The sequence below is a fragment of the Methylorubrum podarium genome (genome assembly GCF_040270385.1).
Lineage (GTDB): Bacteria > Pseudomonadota > Alphaproteobacteria > Rhizobiales > Beijerinckiaceae > Methylobacterium > Methylobacterium podarium.
The window spans coordinates 42,909-59,234 of record NZ_JBELQE010000110.1; the positions used below are offsets into that span (position 1 = coordinate 42,909).

Below are 16,326 nucleotides of genomic sequence, written 5' to 3' on the forward strand. Positions count from 1 at the left end.
GCCTATCGGGCGAAACCCGAGGTTGAGGTCGGGAAACACCCGGGGCTCGATTCGAGCGCCTCAAGGCTCCACAAGCTTGTTGCGGATCGCATAGCGGACGAGCGCCGCCGTCGTTTTCAAGCCCAGCTTATGCATGGCCGACGCTCGATAAGTCTCGACAGTCTTGGGACTGATGTCCAAGACTTGGCTGACCCCTTTGCTGGAGTTACCCTCGGCAACGAGTTGGACGACTTCACGCTCGCGAGCCGTGAGGCAGGTGAGTTCACCGGGCTCTTCAGGGCTCGCGAGATAGCGGTCGAGCAGGGCTCGGTTGAACCAGTCCGTGACGTATGGCTGGCGCCGACTCAAGGCTTCAACGGCGCGAACCAGCAAATCCTCGGCATCGGATTTGACCAGATAACCCTTCGCACCGGCCTTGAGCACGTCGCGTATCAAGACCTCGCTGTCGTGCATGGTGAAAATCAGGACTTCCGTCTGAGGACTGATCGCCCGAATACGCTTGGTCAGCTGGGCGCCGTTCATGATCGGTAGGGAGTAGTCGATGATGGCCACATCCGGCTTCTCCGCCTCGACGATTTCGAGAGCCTCCGCTCCATCGACCGCCTCGGCGACGACTTCCCAGCTCGCGCGGCATTCCAAGATGGCGCGCACCCCACGGCGGACCACGTGGTGATCGTCCGCGATCACGATCCGGACGGCTGCCTCGGCGCAGAGGCCCGATGGCAGATTATCTGAGGCAATCTTCTTGATCTGCATCGGATTGCCATCCTCAATGACCATGCAGGGTCGGCATGTTCGATCATGCATGCATTCGAGCATTATCTTATGATCATGAATCGACCAATTTTTGCTAAGAAATGACCGATATGTTCGATCGCGGGCGCGCTACAGACCTCTAAAGCTTCACCGTCGCTCGAACTTCGGTTCCACCTCGGCCGGAACGGATGCTGAGGTGGCCATTGAGCGCACGCAGCCGTTCCTGCATGCTCAAGATGCCGGTCCCTCCGAGGGCGCTGCCCGGTTCCCGCCCCTGTTCGGAAGCGAGCCCCTCACCGTCATCCCGGATGAGGAGAAGAACGGAGCGCTGTCCCTGCTCCATCCTCAGTTCCAATCGGGCGACGCGAACGCCCGCGTGACGATGCACGTTGGTGAGCGCTTCCTGGGCGACGCGAAAGAGTGCGACCTCGATCTCGGTTGGAAGGCGGCAGGCATCGACATCCGCATCGATGACGACCGTCACCGTGATCCCGGTGCGCCGTTCGAAGCCACCTAGGAACCAACGCAAAGCATTCGGAAGGCCGGCTTCGTCGAGCATGGGTGGATGAAGCAGGTAGGCAAGTGTACGAAGCTCCTCGATGCTCGCGTGGATCAAGTCCCGGGCGCGTTCGAGCGCTTTGTCCACGTGATCAGGTTGCCGCTGCAGGCTGTCACGCGCCAGCTTGATCTCCCATTCGGCGCCAATCAGGTCCTGCGCGGTCGAGTCGTGGAGACCCCGTGCAATACGGCGCCGCTCGTCGTCTTGACGGTGCAGCAGCTGACCGGTCGCCCGCCGAAGTGCCGTCTCGGAACGCATGATGTCCGTCACGTCCTCATGAACGACGACCACCAAGGTTTCCGAGCTGTTCACAGCGAAGTTCGTCGCCCTGAGGCGAAACCAAAAGAGGTCACCTCTCGCTGGACAGTACGGGTAAGTTGCCCGGAACTCGGACAACCGGCCGGCAATGACGGCCTCGAGCGCGCGCCCTACCTCACCGTGGTCAGGCTTCTGAACCGCGTACCCGCAGGTTGTGAGGTAATCCGCCCCCACGGCAAGTCCGGACTGGCTGCCGGCATGGCAAACAGCGAATCGTCGGCACGCTTCATTGAGCGCGACCACGTGCCCGCTCCGGTCGATGATGGCGACGTGGGCCGACAGCGTGTCCAGAGTCGACTGCAGACGGCGGTTGGCGGAGATGATTTCTCGGGATTTCGCTTCCGCCTTGCGGATCGCCGCAACGAGCCCGACCTTTCCGGCTACGAAGATCGTCAGAAGCGCCATCATGTCGTAGAGCCACGGTCGCAGCGCGATGGATCTCGCGCGAGCGACGACGACTTTCAGCTGCGTGCCTTGTACGCGCTGAACCGCGCTCAGTTGGCCGAATAACAAACCCGGATTCGTAGCGTGGCCAGGAAGGTAGACGTCATCGCGAGGCAGGCGCGGCTGCCCCTTCTCTGCGCTCTCCGTGATGCTCGCAGGCGGCCATCGTCTCGGCTCCAACGCGAGCAATTGCCCATCATCACGGATCAGCGCGATCCTATCGGATTGAGGCGCAGCCTCGGGCGTCAGCATATCGTGCAGAGCTTGCTGAGAGACAGTCACGAGGGCTACGCCTCGGAAATCGCCCGCTTGAGTCGGTCGATGACTGATCGGAATCGATGCTGTGCCCTTAATACGATCAGCGACAGGCACTCCAACGAAAATTACGTTCGTGTATTCGTCCCTCGTACGGGTGAAATACTCGCGATCGGCAACGGAAATGAGATTGGGCGATTCGCCCGTGTTGACACTCAACATCCTTCCATCACGATCTACGATCGCAACCAGCGTGTAGGCTGTGAGCGTTTCGCTCGAACTCGGAGGCCAGCGCTGGAAAAGGCCGGATGTAGCGATTTGCGCTATCGATTGGACGGCGATCGTCCGGTCCAAGTCTTGTAGGATGCTTGCCGAGCTCTCGACAAAGCGCTGCACCTCGCCTGCCAGGAACCGCGACGAACGGCGCAGCTCGTCCTCAACGGCGGCTTCGCAGCGGCCGTAAGTGGTCCAGGCAACAAGGGCGAAGATGAGTGTAGGAACAAGAACCGCCAAGCTTTGAGTGAGCGTAATCGAGCGTACTAAGCCTGCCGCCCGCGAATCTGGCGAGATTCGCAACGCGAAGAAGGCATATCGGAGCCTATTCATCCGTCGCCTCCGATGCTCTGTCAGCCGCCTGACAGCCGGTTACGTGACCTCATTACGGTGACCTTGTTTGGCTACGCTCGTACCACTCTCAGATAACTTAACGAAAACCAGGCAAAGCACCATAGATCGACGTTAAGTCATGCCGGACGGCCACGGTCGGACGTGCGGCAGCTGGATCAAGCGGCAGCGGATCATTGACCCGGCAGAGGCTGATACGGTCCGGTTCAACCGGCACGGCGATGGACGGTCTGGTCCGATCGGCGTGAAGCCGATCTGCCGCTACGGGAACGAAGGGGGGTTGATCGCATGCGCGCCACCGCTCGCTTAAGCGCGGGCACGATCCACGGCATTTCAATGAACCGGATCCTTGTGGGCGGGATGGCTCCGACAATCTCTGCTTGAAGACGCAACGGCGAAACCGAACGCGGGTTACATCCCCATCGCAGCGCCACTTATCATCGCCTCAGATGAGTTCGAGGCGGTGCAGGCCAGACCGAAAGCACAGAATTCTGTCACGCCGGCACGGGTGATCACGGACCCGATCCGGCTCGCCGGACGTGCGAGCCGCAGCACTCACAGCGGCGCGATGATGCTGCGGAGCGGCACTTCGGGCTTGGGGCAGGTGCACCGTTACTCTCGCGGCTCGAAAGGGGGCGCCAGGGTCCGGCGGGCTGATCGGGCCGGACGATCCCGTATGGACACGCTCGACATGCCGGTCACCGAGCTCTTGTGGCCGATCTGCTGCCGCTTGACCGATTGCGGGCGACACTGGCGCAACGCAGCGCGCCGGATCGCGCCTCGTGGGCGAACTGCGCGCCGCCTTGAACGCAGCGCCCGAGCGCTTCGGCTGAATGCCAGGATCGACTCAACGCGATGGCCGCTGGACAAGTTGGGGTGTCGGGCTGGCGCTCTTCGTAGAAGGCCACTGATGGCGCGCTCGCGGCACATGCGCCTCAACAGCGCCGCACGCCGTCCGCATCCGCGGACATACCGGCCGGCGCTTGAGCAGCCCCTCCGCCGCTCGTCGCGCACCCGACACGATTCGAACGTGTGACCGTTGCCTGAGGAAGGCCACGCGTTCATCCCATTGAGCGACCAGGGCCTTCCACCGCCCCGCACGGCGCCGTTGCGTCGACGGTTCAGTTGGGCTACTCACGAGCCACGGTCAGCACCCGTAGCTCAGCTGGATAGAGCGTTGCCCTCCGAAGGCAAAGGTCACACGTTCGAATCGTGTCGGGTGCGCCAATCAACCTGCTGTCTCTGAAGGCAGATTTGGTTTCCAGGGTTTAGCCCTCAGTCCCCAAAAGTCCGTCTGTCACGCCGCTGTCACAGCAAAGCCGCGACTCATGGCGACCATTCGTAAGCGTGGAAGCTCCTGGCAGGCTCAGGTCAGGCGTGAGGGATACCCCCCGCTCTCCCGCTCTTTTCCGACCAAGGCTGAGGCTGTCTCTTGGGGCCGAGAGCAGGAACACAACATCGACCGTGGCCATCTCCCGGCAGGCAGTCGGGCCGCCAAGGGCCTGACCCTCGGTGATCTCCTGAGGCGCTATGAAGCCCAGGTCACACCAAAGAAGCGAAGCAGCCGGTCAGAGCAATCACGGATCAAGACCCTCCTAGGCCATCCTATGGCTCAGGTAGCTGTCACACGTGTCACACCAGACATGGTGGCCTCCTACAGGGACCTCAGGCTTCAAGTGGTCTCAGGGGACACGGTACGCAGGGAGCTAGGCATCCTGAGGCATTGCCTTGAGGTGGCCCGTAAGGAGTGGGGAACACCCATCCTCATTAATCCTGTCCACTCCATAGCCTTCCCTGAGCCCTCCAAGGCCCGTGAGCAGCGATTGGAGCCTGAGGCAGCTATGAGACTTGCTGAGGCCCTGAAGCGAACCCGCGTGTGGTACCTAAGGCCCTTGGTAAGCCTTGCAGTGGAAACCGGGATGCGCCGTGGTGAACTCCTGAGCCTCAGGTGGTGCCACGTGAACCTCAGCAACCGTACGGCCTATCTCGAAACCACCAAGAACGGGCACTCAAGGATCATCCCGCTTACCCCTGGGGCTGTGGCTGAACTCAATGGCCTACCGAGAACCGAAGACAGGGTGTTTCCGGTGGCTGCTAACGCCGCATGGTTGGCCTGGGATAGGCTGAGGACCAGGGCCGGGCTCCCTGAGCTACGCTTTCATGATCTACGGCATGAAGCCGTCTCACGGTTCTTCGAGATGGGCCTGAGCGTGCCTGAGGTTGCGCTTATCAGTGGGCATCGAGACACCCGCATGTTGATGAGGTACACTCATCTCCGGCCTGAGGTCATCGCAAGCAAGCTCGGTCCCGGCGTCTCAAAGCAGCATCAGGTAGCCCACCCAAAAACCTAGTGAAGATTTGAACAAATCCGAGGTTTCGATCATGCACATTGCCGGTTTTCGATTATATAACTATGCTTCATTCCGAGACAGCCTTGATCAGTCGCTTGACGCAGACATGAACGTAGTTGTTGGACAGAATAACGTCGGAAAGTCGGCACTGTTGGAGGCGCTGTCACTTTCATTTGGTTCCAAGCCACACCGTAGCTCGGCTTCAAGCCCAGATTTGGAGACAACCAATAATTCGAGGATTGTCATCGAACTACATTTGAAGGGACCAGAATTGGTCGAAGCTTTGCTGCAGGATGCCAGCGGATTCTATATGAGATCGGCTCCAGACTTAAAAATGGGATATGCTGACTACTTCAACAACTTGCTGACACTCGATTTCATTTCTGTCATTATAACGCTTACGGCTTACGATCATGGCAATACGCGGACACGCTTAGAGTACATAGGCCCAATTGGCGGAGAAGATATAAACTGGTCTACTTCTAGCTTGCCCATGTTCTATAATACCATCGAAGATAAGTTCCGCGTCTCGAATACTATCTCTGGGTCAAGAGCAGAAAACACCTCAGAGCTTGTTTTAAAATATGCCTTGAAGAAAATATACTTTTTCTCTGCACTCAGAACTCCACGCAGTAGCTCACAATTTGGCCGCAACCATCAACTTCACCCAGACGCATCAAACTTGGCCGAAGTACTAGGAATGCTGCAGGGCAACCGATCAGCTTACGAACGATATGTCAAAGACGTACGGCGGGTTCTTCCGGCAGTAAAATGGATCAGTGTTCAGCCTTCTCGAACGTCAGAAGGGTTCCAAGAGGTAATGGTTTGGAACATTGACGCTTCAACTGAGCGCGAGGATCTCGCGAATCCTCTTAGCGAGTGCGGCACTGGAGTTGGGCACATCCTGTCCATTCTTTACGTGCTGCATAGGTCGTCCGGGGATATTATGATTGTAGACGAGCCTAATAGTTTTCTACATCCTGGCGCAGCAAGAATGCTTGCTTCAATATTGCGAGAAAGTAAGCAGCACCAATTTATTCTTTCCACACATGCGCCCGAAGTAATTTCATCGGCGAGACCAAACAAAATATTAAACCTGAAGCTTGAACGCGAGTCAACTGTTGTATTTGAAGCTTCAACAAAGGCGATTGATCATACGCGAACGCTTCTCAATGACCTTGGGGTAAGACTTTCAGATGTGCTTGGTTATGACAGAGTAGTTTGGGTCGAGGGGCCGACAGAAGTTCAGGCTCTTCCAATCCTCCTTGAAGCAGCAGGGCGGCATCTTTCGTCGGGCATTGTCTTTGCCGCCATGAGAAGCACAGGGGACCTAGAAAATAAGCAGGCAGTCGCTTTCGCTGAAATGTACGATAACCTCAGTCGGGCCAACTCCCTTTTGCCTAACCCCATGGTTATCTTGCTTGATGGCGACAAAAGGGGGGCATCTCGAATAGAGGTCTTGAACAATACATTTCCGGAAGCGTTGCAGTTCTTGAGCCGTCGAACTTATGAAAATTATCTGCTAAGCGTTCCGGCTATAGCCGCACTCATCAACACTTTTCCTTCCTTTGATAAGGCGCCTATCTCAGAAAGTGTCGTTGAAGATTGGCTCCGCGCCAGAGGGAATGATAAGCGGTACGGTGCGCAGGCAGATGAAGTATTTAGTGAGCGGTGGAATTCAGCCGTTGACTCAAGTAAGATGCTTCCGGATTTGATTCAGGAAGTCTCAGAATCGACGGAGATTTATAGAAAGCCCTTCCATTCGGTTTGGCTAACTCAGTGGCTTGTTGAAAATGAGAGAGAAACGTTAAATGCACTGGCTTCTGAGATTTCTGCAATGATCCCTGGCTGATTGCTCTGCGGCCGGAGACTATGGGGGCTATCTAGCTAAAGTCTGTTAAGCTCCAGAGTGGCAAATCCCTCGGCCCATCGCTATGGCACCCACACGCTTCGCCAAGCTCAGCCCTTGGTCTGACAGGCGGTATCGAACCAGCCTGAGGTTCATAAGGTCCGGCTCACGTTCTAAGAGGCCCATCCCTTCGCTACCCTCACGGCCCTTCGGTCCCAGGTCCAAGAGCCATCTTGAGGCCACCGGCTGCATGGTCCCTAGGAGCTTGGCGTATTCCGTAGGGCCGAGGTTGGGGCTGTTAGCCACTGCTAAGAAGGCCGCGATGTTGTTTGCCGCCATCCTGTGACCGGCAGAGCGGAACTCATGGACTATCCAAGCGGCCCTGAGGATGCCCCGTGCTTCTGTGGTGCTGAGGGAAGCCTGTGGGCCTTCATCGTTCATCTAAAGGTAGTTCCTATGGCAAATGAAATGGCATGATAGGTGTCAAAAGAAGACCCATCAGAGGGCCTTCCGTTTTGTTCTTATTCGACACTTAGTTCATCAGGAATCATCTCTATTAGGCGCCAAGCCTTTACTGGGCATTCCACAAATAAAACACCATCGATAAGCTTTCCAAACTCGCAAGTAACGGCTTGAAGCCAATCCCGTGCTTTGTCTGTGGCAGCTTGAACAGCAAGGGCTACCCCTGGGACATCTGGGTGAGACATGCCGTCATGCAACACCACATCGATCAAGTTCATCGCCAGCCCCTATAGCCGCCATTCGTTGGACGACAGGGACTGCATGGCACATGGTCACTCTAGTTTCAAGTGAATTAGAAGCGGCAAGCAATACATACCAAGTAAAATAGGAATGGATTTGTTATGTGTCGCAATCCCTAGGCAGCCACAACACGCCCTAAGGTCGAACAACAACGCGAGGCTTTACCCGATATTTGAAAGTGGGGCGGGATGGGATCATCGCAGAAAACGAGGCCTAGGAGGGACCCGTCAGAGGACCCAAGGATTCCTCAGGCAGCCGGAAGCAGGCTAAGGGCTCGAACCTCAAGAGCATCACCGATCCTAGCGCCAGTGCCACCGATCATCCTCAGGCAACGATGGGCTGCCTCCGGTGACATTAGGCGCCAGCGGCATTCCGGGTCAGGCTGTGGCCGCCTTGGTGGTGCTCAGGGCACGATGAACCGATCCCTTGCCGATGCCGAGCTTGAGAGCGATGGCGTTCATGCTCATGCCTTGTGCCGATAGGGCTTTGATCTCGTCAGCCTTGGCGCGTGCGGTGGGCTTCCGGCCCTTGTAGCGACCTTCGCCCTTGGCTTTCGCAATCCCTTCGCGCTGACGTTCAAGCATCATTTCACGTTCGAACTGAGCCACACCACCAAGGACGTTCAGCATCAGCTTGCCCGTGGGTGTGCCTGTGTCCACTCCAAGGTTCACGATCCTCAGGGCCACTCCCTTCTTCTCAAGGGTCTCGATGATCGTCCCCATGTGGGTGACTGAGCGGGCCAGCCTATCGAGTTTGGTCACAACGAGGGTGTCACCGGAGCGCACGAACTCCAAGGCAGCCTCAAGCGCGTCACGAGGGGCCACAGATGATACCTGCTCCTGAAACAGCTTCTCGCATCCAAGGGCCTTCAGGTCTCGCACCTGGGCCTCCAAACCGGCTTCCTGTTCCAAGGTGGAGGTGCGGGCATAACCAACGAGCATCCGAGACTCCGGCGGTCCAATAGGTTCTTTGAGGCTGAACCACATGCCGGTCCAAATCTCAATACCTTTCTTTTGGAACTGCCGTGGCTGAATTGTGGAACGGTCCACAAGACCATGCCCTATTGGAACGAATTGTGCGCGCCCGACGTAGCTTCGAGGTGCAGATTGCGCCACTATGGATCTTAGCAGAATTTAATTAGCTTGTGCGCAGGACCAAATATGGCTAGCAGCGAATTGCCCAATAAGAGCTGGTTTAATACTACTGATGTTGTGACCAGCGCAATAACATCGGGCGTTTTTTCTGCCCTCGGATTGCTAGCCACACTTATTATATCTTACTTAGTTACAGAAGGGCGCGCTCAATACTACAAAACCCTGATCGACTCAAAAGAAATGACGGTCCTTTCTATCGAAAACTATCGCTCGGAGGCGGCGGATTACAAATTTTGGATTGTGGGATTCTCATCCGCATTTATCGGTTCAAGTGGAAATGCGACTTCCAAGTTCGACACAGAACCAGGGCGCAGCGGCCAGATATTGAGCATAACAGGAGTGCCGCCCTCGTCGTCCTTTAATATAATCATCCAAAATCTACCAGATGCAAAGACTGCGTCTATTAAAATTTTAAACCCGAACTCTGGTGTTGGACTTCTAGATGGCGATCAGCCACGAAAAGTGGTCGATTGGGTCTCTCCAATTATCATGGCAATTGTCGTGTTTATGGTTTACTTTTTGATAATTACTTCGTCAAAGAATAGTCATAACGATATGCTGAGGCGTTTAGAGCAAGCTAAGTTCGAATTTGACAGAAGCAACTCTGGCTTAGAGAAAGCTATCGCAATTGCTGATAAGTCTAGACAAGAATTAAGTGCGTCTCAGGCCAATTTAAAGGCGAGGACACAACGCCTCCAGATATATTTTGTAAAATACGCGGGATTTCTCAGGTCAGAAAACGATTTCCTGAGGGATTGTATAAGGCAGTCACTACTCGCTTCGGGCGTCAGCAAATCGAACGTGAGAGAGATCCTAAGGGTTATCTCGAAGAAAATTGGCATAAACTATCAAGAGGTTGATTTTTGGGACAGGGATCTGAATGAAATTGTGGAAATCCTTGTCGAGGAGGGTAGGCGTGAAAGGCACGAGAAGATTGTATCGGAAATCTCGCCGAGTTAGCCTAAAGCATAGACGGGAGTGTGCGCTGTTGGGCAGTAAATATTGACAGGCTTTATTTTAACTATTTCGGTTTGAGCGTCCCGCAACGACTCTCGACTCTGGTTTTGGGGCGCCTGAGGCCTTTTTATGAAGCATTATTTTTGTATAGACAAAGTCCTGAATGGTCTACGCCTCGAACACCTTCCAATAAGCACCTCTTGCAGGCTTCTTACCATCGGCGTGACAGCGGCTGACCATGAGTGGGGCGAGGCTCCCCTTGTCACCTTCAAGCTTCATAAAGTGCGACTTACGGGTCCCGTCTGAGTTTCGGTGCACCCAGCTGGACCATAGATCGGGCTGCGCAAGCTTGGTTGGTTCGGACGGAGACGTGAGTATGAAGTAAGGTCGTACGTGCTCTGTGGGCATGCTGCTCAGCCGTTGTATTTTGCTTGTTAGCTGTCTGTTGCTCCACGAGGTTGCGAGTTTCGCCTCTATGACAATGACCGTTTCATCGAAAGCAATGATCATATCGACATCTTGTTGGCTGCCATAGATCAGTTCCGGTTGGTTGCTCGCCGCATCCATATCTGCGGACACATCAAATCCTGGCGCCGTCCATAAAACAGCCGCAAGCCAATCTAGGTGGTAGTCAAATGCCCACCATGCGTCGCTTGGAACCTCTATGCCCAACGTCTTGCTAATTTTCTCGATGAACAACCTATCCAGGCTCAGAAAGGGCTTACCTAAGGCATCGGATAAGAGCCAGAACCGTTCCTTTCGGTTGAAGCGTTTCAGTGCCTGAACCAAGGGCGACATCGAGTAGATCCTGTGGGCCTGCCCAACGCTTGACCGAGCCGCTTCGAGAAGTCACGCCGTCAGCTGGTAGGGTCCACATCACAGTGGCTAGGCAGCAAGCCTACCGAGAGCGTTGAGGACACTGCGGGCTGTCCGCTGGCCACCACGGTGTGTTGCGACGAGGCGGGCGTTGAGAGCCTTGGCCATGGCAGTGGCCTGCGTAATGCTTTGCAGCCCGAGCCCGTCGGTGATCGTCTGTAGGCCTGTAGCTCTCTCTGTAGCTTGGCTTCTTACTGCCGCGATAGCTGCGGTGTTCCCATAGCTCTTGAGATGAGCAGCACCATTCGGGTTCCCCAGGCGCATAGGGGCTTGGCGCCCATCCTTGAGTGAACGCACGGGTTCCTCCCCGGTGTCCTCTGTGGTCTCCCTAGACTGCCTCGGGCTCTCCCGCTTCACCGCTAGGGCAGCCTTGGTCCTCTCAGAGAAGAGCGTGCGTTCCTTCTCAGCGAACCGTTGGACGGCTTCACGTTGGGCTCCGATGCCAAGGCCGCTTCGACGCTGACGCTTCGTGGAGACCCGAAATTAGGGGATGGCAGGGCGGATCGTCGGTTCGTCTCTGGTGTGTAAATCCGATGCACCAGCGTTAGGCAGTTTTGCATAGACGCAGAGGCAGTAGGCCGACCGACAGGCATTGAGGCAAGGTTCTCGTTGTTGCTCAGACGGTTAAACCAGTTGAGGGCTCGAATCGGCCCCCCTTAGGAGAAAGGCACGGCTGAGGTGGCTCAAAATCACGGCCGGCCTGTAGCTGAGTGTGCGGCCGAATGGAGGGGCCTGGGCAGCTTTCCAGCTAACAACGGCAAGCTGAGACAACGGGGCATCTTCGGTACCGCCTAAGTCAATCCGACTGACGTAGCGATTTCTCACATCACCATCATCAACCCTGGGGGCCTTTGGGCTCCCTTTTTCTTTGTCAGGACAACAATCAACATGATCACACGTCGATACCGAGAGCCGAGAGGGCTCCATGCGAACACAGGAGACTACGGCTTCTACGTCAGAGTCGCAGGGGAGGACCGGGAGCTTCTGAAGCAGGCCAAGAGCTTGGCTGAAGGCAGGCTTGGAGGCAGCCCCAGCAATCCCAAGCTGCTCCTTGAGATGATGAAGGTTTACGTGGCCTCCATGGCTCCCCAGGCTGCTCACAGCGGGCTCTAAGGGACCGGAAATGCCATTCGACCTTCGGAACCCCTTCAGCCCCTTCCTGCCTGCCGGTGCTGCTTTGGGTAAGCCCACAGTGGCCCCTTGGGAGGCTATGGCGGCCCTCCCAGGCTCTCCAAACTATGACCCGCTGATTCCATTCAGTGGCTCAAGGCAACCTCAGACACCTTTGGCCCCTGTCGCATCAACCATTGGCGTCCAAACGGGACCCACCCAAACCAAGGCTCAGCCTCAGGGTGCTCTCTCAGAAGCCGCCAGACAGGCAGAAGCTCAGAAGGCTACAGTTGTGGCCCAGGGTGGTCCGATGCCGCCTACGGGCCTGCTAGGCGATTCTGGGGGCATCTCTGAAGGTAGTAATACCAACTCACCTGTGGGTGCCCTGACGCGCGTCTTCGAAGATCATGCCAAGGATTGGAGCCCTGGGGAGGCTATGGAAGGCGCAGGCATTGCCCTGATGTCGCTAGACAACCCTGATGCCGCCAAGGAGTTTGCGAAATATGCAGCCCTTAGCAGCCGACAGCCAGACAAGTATGATGTTAGAATTGATCTAACCTCTGGTCGGTCTATCAGCACCAATTTGACCACAGGCAAGACCACAGTCCAGCAAGTCACCGATCCAGCACCCAAGCCACTCACTCATAAATACATTCCCGAGACCGGCACGATGGTCTCCTGGGATGACCAGGGCAACATCCAACGCAATCAGAAGGTCAGTGAGCCACCACCACGACCTATGCCTGAGACTGCCCAGAGGACCGTTCAAGACAACCAGACGAAGGCTGATAGCGCCCTTCAGACAGCCCTCAAGAACCAAGAGTTCATCAAGCTGCTGCGGGAGGACAAGATGGACCTTTCGGCTCTTGGGAGGGCAGGAAGTGAGTGGCAGTTGCTGATGGGGGCTTCTGATGAGAGGACACGCAATGCAGCAAAGTTCCAGGCACACATCAATGAACTAAGGAACAGCCAGCTTCTCGATGCCAAGGGCACACAGACTGAAGGTGACGCTCAGAGAGCTTTGGAGTCGATCCTTCCGGGTATCTCTGGCCTCGATAACAAGACTGTAGCGACACTACTCAGAGGAGCCAACGATGGCCTCCTAAGCGCCTATGAGAGAAACCACAGGTATAATCTCGATAGCTACAGGCGCTACAAGGACCGAGAGTCCGAAGATTACTACACCAAGCAGTTTGAGGGCCAAAAGAAACATTACCACGATAGAAAGGCTGAGTTGGAGCAGGGGTGGGATGATTGGATGAACAGTCCAGCACCTAAGACTCCTGCCAATCCATACATCACCGGACAGAACCCAGCACGGGCTCAAGCTCCACAACGGAAGGACTCCTTCCTTGAGTTCATAGAAAGGCGGGACCGAGAGAAGGCCAAAGGCCAGTAACACAATCAATATCTAAGAGATGACTTAGGGGGCTTACGAGCCTCCTTTGTTTTTCCTTATGAGCGCCCCTATAGGGAAGAACTACATGCCTCCGAAGATAAATTGGGTCAGCCAAGGACCACAACATGAGTGACACTAATGATAATAATCATGAGGTAATATTTCGTGGTAGCTATGAGCGCTGAAGAAGTTGAAGATGAGACCATAGGGCGACCCAAGGATGAGTGGTTGGACTATTATTTATTATCAAAGGAAGGGACATTAAGAGATGTAGTATCTGTAGTCACTAGGGAGATTGTGTCTGCTGAAGCAAGAAAAAGATCGCGTAAGGCAGTAGATCAAAGATCATTTGAGTTGTGCACTGATTGTGTATTAGCTAATATGTCATACGTGTTTCTAAAGTACGGCTTCGAGCATCCAATAGTGGCGTCTAGAAAGCTTTCGGAGTGTGATTTGAATACAAATGAAAGCATGCCTCAGAGAACTTTTGTCAGATCCTTAGATCGGTTAGAGGCCTGTGGTTACATCAGTCAGTGCGTGGGCATCGGCAGCAAAGTACACTCAACGGTCATAAGCACTCAGAAGCTCCACAGTCTCATTATCGAACATGGTGTGGATTTCTCCTGCTTCCGAGAGTGTGACACACGTCCTTTAGTGGTCCTCAGGAGAAGGGCCCCAGCCCGAGCAGGTAGGAAGGCCAAGAAGTCATCAGTCAACTTCCACCACACCCATGAAACTTCGGTGATCCATGATCGTGTAAGCAAAATCAATCGATTTCTGAGCAAGGCTAATATCGACTACATCGATGACGCCAACTCCGATGTTCGTGTTAGTCCCTATGACCGGTCCCTAGTCAGGTACTTCAGCATCCTCGGTCATCAGGGTATCCGCTTCGATCAAGGCGGCAGGCTCTTTGGTAGGGCCTTCTGGATGAACATGAAGTCTGACTTCAGGCGAGGCATCAGGATCGATGGTGAGCCCGTAGCGGACTTAGACTTCTGCAACCTAGGACCACGTATCGCCTATCACCTAGCAGGCCACGAGGCTCCTAAGGGCGACCTGTATGACCTGAGTGGTCTCCTCGATGGCTATGACCACCGCGACAAGGCTCAACGTAAGGCTATCAAGAGAGCCTTTGCTTCGTGCCTGAACGGTGGGCGTGGAGGCAAGCGAGGGATCAAACCAAAGGCCGGTAAGCCTGGGACCACCGGAATCCTTGATCCTCTTCCGAGGGGCATCAATGCCGCAAAGATCAGGAAGGCCCTCATCACCAAGCATCCGGTCCTTGAGCCGTTCTTCGAGCCCCGTGAGGTCCCTGTGGGCTTCACCATCATGTTCCTAGAGAGCCAGATCCTCCTGTGTGCCCTTGAGAAGCTGATTGCTCTTGGTGTGGTGGCCCTGCCTCAGCATGATGGACTCATGGTGGCTAGGAGTAACGCTGGAATCGCTCAGGAGGCTCTAGAAGCGGCTTCAAGGGATGTCTTGGGTGTGACTATCCCTGCAATTGTGAAGGACCTCTATGGGCCTCCTGGCGAATCTGAGAGGCTATTGGCTGCCTGAGCCTATATGGTCAATCACTATACTGTTGCACCGGATTAATATAATAGGAAATAACTCATAGTTAGTCCAGGGAGAGGTTGTAGGAAGGCTTGTGGGACTGAGGGTTGGTCTACAATCATCACACCCACCGACGTAGGAGCCCTCATCACCACAGGCCCCGATGGTAAGCCCTGGACCAACTCAAGGCATATCGCGGTGGTGTTTGAGAAGGAGCATTTTCACGTCCTTCGGGACATCGACCAACTCCTAGAATCCGGTCATCCAGATTTGGAGGGCCATATGTTTCAAGAGGTTAGCGCCTTCGACCCCCGTGCCAACCGTGAGACCCGAAGCTTCGACATGAACCGCGATGGGTTCTCTCTGCTGGTCATGGGGTACACGGGGCACAAGGCGGTGGACTTCAAGCTGGCCTACATCCGGTCGACTTCGCCATCCAAGATATCAAGCTTCTCAGTTAAATCAGCTACCTGTTGCTCCAAACGGATAATCCGATCATGTAGCTTCGGCACGTCCATTGCGTTGCGCATACCCCAATTTGTCACGAGGAAAGCGCCCCATAAGATGGCTCCCCAAATGATCGTGCTGATATTACTTCCGATCAAGCCTTCTATGGATTCAATCACGGCTAGTTGCCTTCAAGGGCGCTCAGGACACTTCCATCCTACTTCTTGCCACCCTCTATAAGCCTAAGCCCCTGCATACTCGGTGGCAAATCAGGTGGCCTAGGAGGCGCCTCAAGATCGGGGTAGTAGGCGTGACATCGTGGGACGTACTGGTTGCCTGTCCGCTTCCCAGGTCTCTCTTGCCAGGGACAATCGAACGCGATGCTCCTCAATACGTCCTCTAAGGGCGTCTCGGGGCCGTACTTTGCTGCTAACCGAGCAAGACGATAGCTCCCGGTCCTGTGGGGACACATGCCGCATTCGACCCGTACCACCACGAAAGGGTAAGCTGCGAGACATGGGACCTCAGGCCTCCTTGGTGGTGTCATTGAACAACGTACCACGGACGTAACCACGGGAGATCAGCCGGTCCCTCTGTTGGGTCCGCCTTTCGGCCTCCGCGAGATCAGCCAAGGCATCGGCTATGGCCTCCCTGAGGGCCACACGCGCATCGTCACCGGTCAGGCCGAGGTATGCCCTTGCAATGACCTCTACGGGGCTGAGGGGGCTGTGGTGGGCCTGGGGAGCCTCAGGAGGCTTGTGATGCCTTTCAGTTGCCTGGGATGCCTGAGCGGTTTGGGTGTGTGACATGGGCCTCCAGTCCGACTCAGGATGAGAACAGAAACGGAACACATCACAGGGCCTAAGGTTCGATCAAGGGGCTTTCGGTGGGCTTCAGGGGATCGTGAG

11 protein-coding genes, 1 tRNA gene and 1 pseudogene are annotated in these 16,326 nt (G+C 55.5%); 7 read left to right on the forward strand and 6 right to left on the reverse strand.

Annotated elements, in window-relative coordinates:
* Positions 1 to 60 precede the first annotated feature (60 nt).
* Positions 61 to 756 carry a response regulator transcription factor gene (locus tag ABS772_RS21390; RefSeq protein WP_350396773.1) on the reverse strand — a complete coding sequence of 232 codons (696 nt, stop codon included), beginning with the start codon at positions 754 to 756 and terminating at the stop codon, positions 61 to 63.
* 139 nt (positions 757 to 895) lie between these two features.
* Entirely contained in the window at positions 896 to 2,938 is a 2,043-nt protein-coding gene (locus ABS772_RS21395) for a histidine kinase (RefSeq protein WP_350396774.1), read from the reverse strand.
* 1,168 nt (positions 2,939 to 4,106) lie between these two features.
* Between ABS772_RS21395 and ABS772_RS21400 the strand changes: the two genes are divergently transcribed.
* The 3 genes from ABS772_RS21400 to ABS772_RS21410 all read left to right on the forward strand — a co-directional run bounded on the left by ABS772_RS21400 (position 4,107) and on the right by ABS772_RS21410 (position 7,159).
* Positions 4,107 to 4,183: transfer RNA gene (locus ABS772_RS21400), tRNA-Arg, on the forward strand.
* A gap of 416 nt (positions 4,184 to 4,599) precedes the next feature.
* Positions 4,600 to 5,307, forward strand: coding sequence for a site-specific integrase (locus ABS772_RS21405; protein WP_350396775.1), 708 nt, complete (start codon positions 4,600 to 4,602; stop codon positions 5,305 to 5,307).
* Positions 5,308 to 5,338: 31 nt separating this feature from the next.
* On the forward strand, positions 5,339 to 7,159 hold the full coding sequence (locus ABS772_RS21410) for an ATP-dependent nuclease (RefSeq protein WP_350396776.1): 1,821 nt from the start codon (positions 5,339 to 5,341) through the stop codon (positions 7,157 to 7,159).
* Positions 7,160 to 7,677: 518 nt separating this feature from the next.
* Here the strand turns inward: ABS772_RS21410 and ABS772_RS21415 are convergent.
* The gene (locus ABS772_RS21415; protein ID WP_350396777.1) at positions 7,678 to 7,896 is read right to left on the reverse strand and encodes a hypothetical protein; all 219 of its coding nucleotides are present in this window, start codon (positions 7,894 to 7,896) and stop codon (positions 7,678 to 7,680) included.
* Positions 7,897 to 8,295: 399 nt separating this feature from the next.
* Positions 8,296 to 8,859, reverse strand: coding sequence for a recombinase family protein (locus ABS772_RS21420; RefSeq protein WP_350396778.1), 564 nt, complete (start codon positions 8,857 to 8,859; stop codon positions 8,296 to 8,298).
* A gap of 219 nt (positions 8,860 to 9,078) precedes the next feature.
* Between ABS772_RS21420 and ABS772_RS21425 the strand changes: the two genes are divergently transcribed.
* On the forward strand, positions 9,079 to 10,032 hold the full coding sequence (locus tag ABS772_RS21425) for a hypothetical protein (RefSeq protein ID WP_350396779.1): 954 nt from the start codon (positions 9,079 to 9,081) through the stop codon (positions 10,030 to 10,032).
* Between the two features lie 165 nt (positions 10,033 to 10,197).
* On the opposite strand, the gene ABS772_RS21430 is transcribed toward ABS772_RS21425, so the two are convergent.
* The gene (locus tag ABS772_RS21430) at positions 10,198 to 10,827 is read right to left on the reverse strand and encodes a hypothetical protein (protein ID WP_350396780.1); all 630 of its coding nucleotides are present in this window, start codon (positions 10,825 to 10,827) and stop codon (positions 10,198 to 10,200) included.
* A gap of 1,624 nt (positions 10,828 to 12,451) precedes the next feature.
* On the opposite strand from ABS772_RS21430, the gene ABS772_RS21435 reads away from it, so the two are divergent.
* The 3 genes and pseudogenes from ABS772_RS21435 to ABS772_RS21445 all read left to right on the forward strand — a co-directional run.
* The gene (locus tag ABS772_RS21435; protein ID WP_350396781.1) at positions 12,452 to 13,414 is read left to right on the forward strand and encodes a hypothetical protein; all 963 of its coding nucleotides are present in this window, start codon (positions 12,452 to 12,454) and stop codon (positions 13,412 to 13,414) included.
* 165 nt (positions 13,415 to 13,579) lie between these two features.
* A complete protein-coding gene (locus ABS772_RS21440) occupies positions 13,580 to 14,974 on the forward strand; it encodes a hypothetical protein (RefSeq protein ID WP_350396782.1) in 1,395 nt (464 codons plus the stop codon).
* Between the two features lie 198 nt (positions 14,975 to 15,172).
* Positions 15,173 to 15,337, forward strand: a pseudogene (locus tag ABS772_RS21445) (Rha family transcriptional regulator); the annotation flags it as partial.
* A 47-nt stretch (positions 15,338 to 15,384) separates the two neighbouring features.
* On the opposite strand, the gene ABS772_RS21450 reads toward ABS772_RS21445, so the two are convergent.
* Positions 15,385 to 15,597: a hypothetical protein gene (locus ABS772_RS21450; protein ID WP_350396812.1), complete on the reverse strand. Its 213-nt coding sequence runs from the start codon at positions 15,595 to 15,597 to the stop codon at positions 15,385 to 15,387.
* Between the last annotated feature and the right edge of the window lie 729 nt (positions 15,598 to 16,326).